This is a genomic window from Gemella bergeri ATCC 700627 (assembly GCF_000469465.1).
Taxonomy (GTDB): Bacteria; Bacillota; Bacilli; order Staphylococcales; family Gemellaceae; genus Gemella; species Gemella bergeri.
On the sequence record NZ_KI271791.1, the window covers coordinates 1 to 5,025 of the forward strand.

A 5,025-nucleotide genomic window follows, 5' to 3' on the forward strand; every position below is an offset into this window, starting at 1 on the left:
ATTTTTTATATTTTATTTTAATTTTAAATAAAACAATTGTTTAGTTTGCATATACAATATTTACTATTAAAAATAATTTATACAACGGTAACAATATTATAATTTTTAATTGAATTTTAAAATTTTCCTCTAATATTTTTTTCCCTTGTTTTAAAAATATATTTTATTTTGGGAAATTTTTAGAAAAATATTTTCGTTGACAAGATTATTTAAACAAGCTACAATGAAATTGTGAATAATTGTTTTGACGAAAATCATCTGTAAATGTTTCTATATTTTTAGTAACTAATATTCTTTGTTAAGAATTAAGTATTTTACGACATCTACGGTGTAATTTAGATAATATATTAAAAATCTCAAACAACACTTAAAATATTATTTTATACAAAATTGTATAATAGGGATTTCATTATCAACAAATCAAAGACATATTTATGTCGCCTGCGAAAAATAACAACAGGAAAATCTTCCAATGTTGTTAATAAATAATTTTCGGTTGTTAAATTTTATAAAAAATTATTTAACAATAAACTTTTAATTTATTTCTAAAACTATTTTAGTTTTAGTTTACTACAAAATAACAAATTTACCCTAAAATTTTTATTTTGTGTTTATACAAAAACCAGCCTTCTCATCGGCTGGTTTTCTTATTGGCTATTTGTATTTCCAAATTATATGCTGTATTGATTAATATTATATTTTGCGGAAAAAACTTATACTTTCTAATTCCCTAATATTTCATTAATAGACTCTTGTAATAATTTTATTTGTTTATCAAACTGCTCTTTTGTTGTGTCACTGTCGGCTAATAATTTTCTTGCCATAGCACGAGCACGTTTCCACTTAGATTGTAATTCCTTACTGGCTTCATTAAACTTAATTTCTGTCTTCAATTCTTTATCAACTAATTTTTCCAACTTAGCTTTCAAATTCTCTATTGTTTCAACGGAAGGGTTATTTTCTTTAACTTCATCTTCTGCAGCTTTTTTTGCCTCTGCTACCAGTTGTCTTACCTCTTCTACCGTTTTAGCTTTATTAACTTTTGCAATATAAGGTAATGCTATTTGCGGTTTGTCAATAATTTTCAATTCCGCTTTTGCTTTTACTTTTTCGCTTCCCAATAATGCGTTATTTATCGCTGTTTCTAAATTTTTTACCGCTTTTGCTAATTCTTCTTTTGTAGAATTAGTATTATGTAAAATATTTTCCGCTTCTGTTTTCTCTCTTATCCATTCGTTATTTGTAGGTTGATTACCTTGGTTTGTTACATAATCTTTGTCTTCTCTTAAATCTCTCAAAACTAATTTTTGTAGCTTTTGTATTAATTGTTCTTTCGTTTCATCAGAAGATATTGAATTTTCCGGTTACGGTTTATTATTTTCATCTTCGTTAGGTGTTGGTGTTTCGGCGTCTATCTTACTATTTTCCTCTACAACTTTAATAGCATTTTTCAATTGTGCTAATTGTTTTTCCAATTCTTCTTTTGTACTGTCATTAGCAAGTAGTTGTTGAGCCTTTGCACGAGTTTTTTTCCAAGCTGATTGGATTTCAGGTTTCAATTTATCATATCCAGCCTCTTTTTTTAAATCTCTGTTTGCAAGAATCGCTAATTTTTCTTTTATTTCTTCCAGCGTATCATCTTTTGATTGTGGTTTCTCCGGTGTATTCGGTGTTGTACCCTCGTTATTTGTATACACTAATACTATCTCTTTATCCTCATCACCAAATATACCTGCCAATGATTTATTATCTTTTACAACAATATTTTTATACCCTGAGATTTCAGGTTTTTCTATATTATATTTAAACCAACTGTACCCATTTAACACCTTAGATTTTTTTAATTCCTTACCATCTTCAGTTTGATATTTTACGGTTATAGAACGTTTCTCAGTTGATTTTGTCGCTCCGGTTTTTTCAACAATCGCCGTTACTTTATGATTTTCATCAAAATTTACTCCGTCCGGTGCAAAAGTGTAAGTAAAAATCATATCTTTATCCAAACTGTTAGGTAAAACAATCTCAGCCTCTTGATATGTCCCGTCACCCGAAATACCGTTACCTAATTTACCTATTAACATCATAGGATAATCTGAGGCGGAAACGTCGCTCCCTTTTGTATGAATCGGCCATTCAACACCATTTTGATCGGTTATTTTAACTTTTGTTATACTTGCTTTTAAATTAGTACCATAAAGATGAGCAACCGTTTTTTTACTAACATTCCCTTTATCAGTTGTTGTCAAATCTGTACTATGATGTGCCTGATATGAACTAATTGTTACAAAACTTAAAACAGAGTCTTGTTTAGTTTTTTCTGCCGGAAGTACCGTAATTACCCGTCCGTTCTCTCCACGACCTTCTTCATATGTAGTTGTTACTTTTTGCCCATTTTTATCTACAAAAGTCAGATTATATGATTTTGCGTTATTTTCATTATTAGAGGGAACATTTATAGTAGCGATAATATTATCACCAACTTTTTTATAAACAATTCCAGCGGTTAAGTTATTGTTTTTAGTTGCTGTAAAAGGATCAAGAACTTTTATTCTAACATTGTCTACGGTCAAATTTTTACCTTTAATCACAACATCTAATGAGCCACCATTAGATTCCAATACCTTATTACTAATTTCGTAACCTGTTATCACCGCTTTTTCTGTCGGCTGTTCCGGAGTTGGATTTACCGGTTGTTCCGGCTCTATAGGTTTATTATTGTTATCACCCGGTTGTTTCGGATTTTTTTCATCAGGCTTTGTCGGTTTTTCTTCTGTGTCACCCTTAACATCGGAAACAATTTTTTTTACTTTTTCTATTGTGGTTGCTTTTGTTATCTGCGGAATTAATTCAAATTTTCCTAATGAGATTAAAGTTTTTCGTGCTTTTACCTTTTCACTTCCTAATATAGCATTATATGTCGCTTCTTCCAGTGAAGTTATCGCCTGTTCTATTTGTTCCTTAGTTGCTTTGTTATCAGCTAATACCTGCTCTGCCTTTGTTCTAACTTCAATCCATTTATTATTATTTGGTTGATTCCCCTCATTAGGAATATAACCTTCTTCTGATCTTATATCTCTTTTTATTAATACTTCCAGTTTATTTCGTAATTCACTTTCATTGACTACCGGATTTTCCGCCTTTTTATTTACTTTTATTTTAATATTAGTTAAACTCCAAGTATACTCCTCAAATCCCAATTTCAAATTAACAGGTACAGTTTTACCATTATTTTGCTTTATAAATTCATCTGTAAATGTCAACTCAAAATTAGAAGTTGCAGCATTATAAGTTGCACTCACACCTTCTACATTTGTTTTTATATCAGAAAAGAAATTAATATCTTCCTCACTTTCTAATTGTTTAGCTAATTTTTTCCCTATTTCGTTTATACCGGCAAAAGGGCTTGGTATAGAAACATTTTTTGAGTTTACCTCTACTTCTTTACCATAATTAATTTTCTGACCATCAAATTTTATACTGCCACCTTCTTCGTTAATCATCTTAACAATACGTGGAACTATGTAATCAACCACTTTTGAATAGTCTTTAATATGATTACCACCTAAAACTAATTCTTTAATATTAGTTGATCCTGTTAAAACCGAAATATCTGAAATATCATTACTTCCCAGCGATAAAACTTCTAATTTAGTCATATTAGCCACTGCAGAAATATCTTTAATCCCGCCGCTAACGGTAGGGTGACTTTCATCACCTGTTTGATCATTATTATTATGAAGATCTAAATGTTTTAGGTTAACTAAATTTTTCAACGAACTTATATCTGTTAATTTATTTGAATATAAATCTAAAAATTCTAAATTTGTTAAATCAGCCAACGGCGCTAAGTTAGTAATTCTGTTTCTAAATAAACTTAGATGTTTTAATTTTTTCAAATTAGCTAAAGGCGTTAAATCGGTTATCTCATTTTCATCTAAATTTAATTCTTCTAAATTAATCGCTTTTTCCAAACCGGAAAGATCTTTTATTCCACAAGTAGATACAAATTTAAAATCTTGTGTTCCTTTTAGTGATTTTCTTTCTAATATTGCCTTATTCTCTTTATCACGGAGTTTTATAACTTTTAATTTTTCTATTTCTGATTTAGTTATTTTTTGATTATCATCACGAGCTGCATCTATATTTTTATTAATTAGCTTTTTCAGTAACGGATCATTTATTATAACTTCCTGATCCTGATCGCCCGGATTTACCGGATTGCTTGGATCTTCCGGTATTATCGGATTAATAGGTTTATTCGGTTCTATCGGTTGTTTTGGGTCTTCTTTTCTACCATTTTCTGTATTTATATCTTCTTCTACATAGTAAGTTACTTCTACTTTTATCTCACTTCCCGCTATATTTTCCTTACTTTCTATATTTTTCTTAACTGACGCTGTATTTGGTAGCACTCTCTTATTAGCTAAATTTTTTAGTTGTCTTTTAAAATTTTCAAGTTGCTCTTTTGAAATTACTTTTTCTTCTTTTTGTCCTGCTTTTAGACTATTAATGTGATAACTTATTACTTTTTCACCGTCTATCGTTATTTTTACATTGACATTATTTACATCTCTTACCGCTATAATATCTACTACTGCTCCGCCATTTTGTTCTTTAATACTGATTTGTAAATCTTTATTTGCTTTTACTTCAATTTTTTCTTTTGCTTGAACATCTATTTTTCCTAATTGTGAAATACCGCTTAATACCACTACCCCACTTAGAACTCCACTTGTTATCTTTAAAATTGTTTTATTTTTCATATCAATTATTCTCCATGCTACTTATTTTCACAAAAATATTTTTATAGTATTGTAATATTTTTTTGCTAATTCAATATAATTTTTTTATTTTATTCATATAATTTACTCCTTTTGTTATATTACATACTAATGATACACTAAAGGAAACTGGTTTTCAATAGAATTTGAAAATACTTATCTATTAATAAATCGTAGGATGTAAAAATAATATTTCTATTTTTTTCTAACTTATATTGATATATTACAAATATAATAAAAATAA

The 5,025-nt window shown here is 28.7% G+C and carries 2 protein-coding genes; both read right to left on the reverse strand.

Translation table 11 applies throughout. From position 1 onward, the window contains the following. Window positions 1-722: 722 nt before the first annotated feature. Complete coding sequence (locus tag HMPREF1983_RS00260) at window positions 723-1,298, reverse strand: hypothetical protein (RefSeq protein ID WP_021752255.1); 576 nt, start codon at window positions 1,296-1,298, stop codon at window positions 723-725. A 66-nt stretch (window positions 1,299-1,364) separates the two neighbouring features. Further along, window positions 1,365-4,763, reverse strand: a complete 3,399-nt coding sequence (locus tag HMPREF1983_RS07530) for a leucine-rich repeat domain-containing protein (RefSeq protein ID WP_021752256.1) — start codon at window positions 4,761-4,763, stop codon at window positions 1,365-1,367. Window positions 4,764-5,025 lie beyond the last annotated feature (262 nt).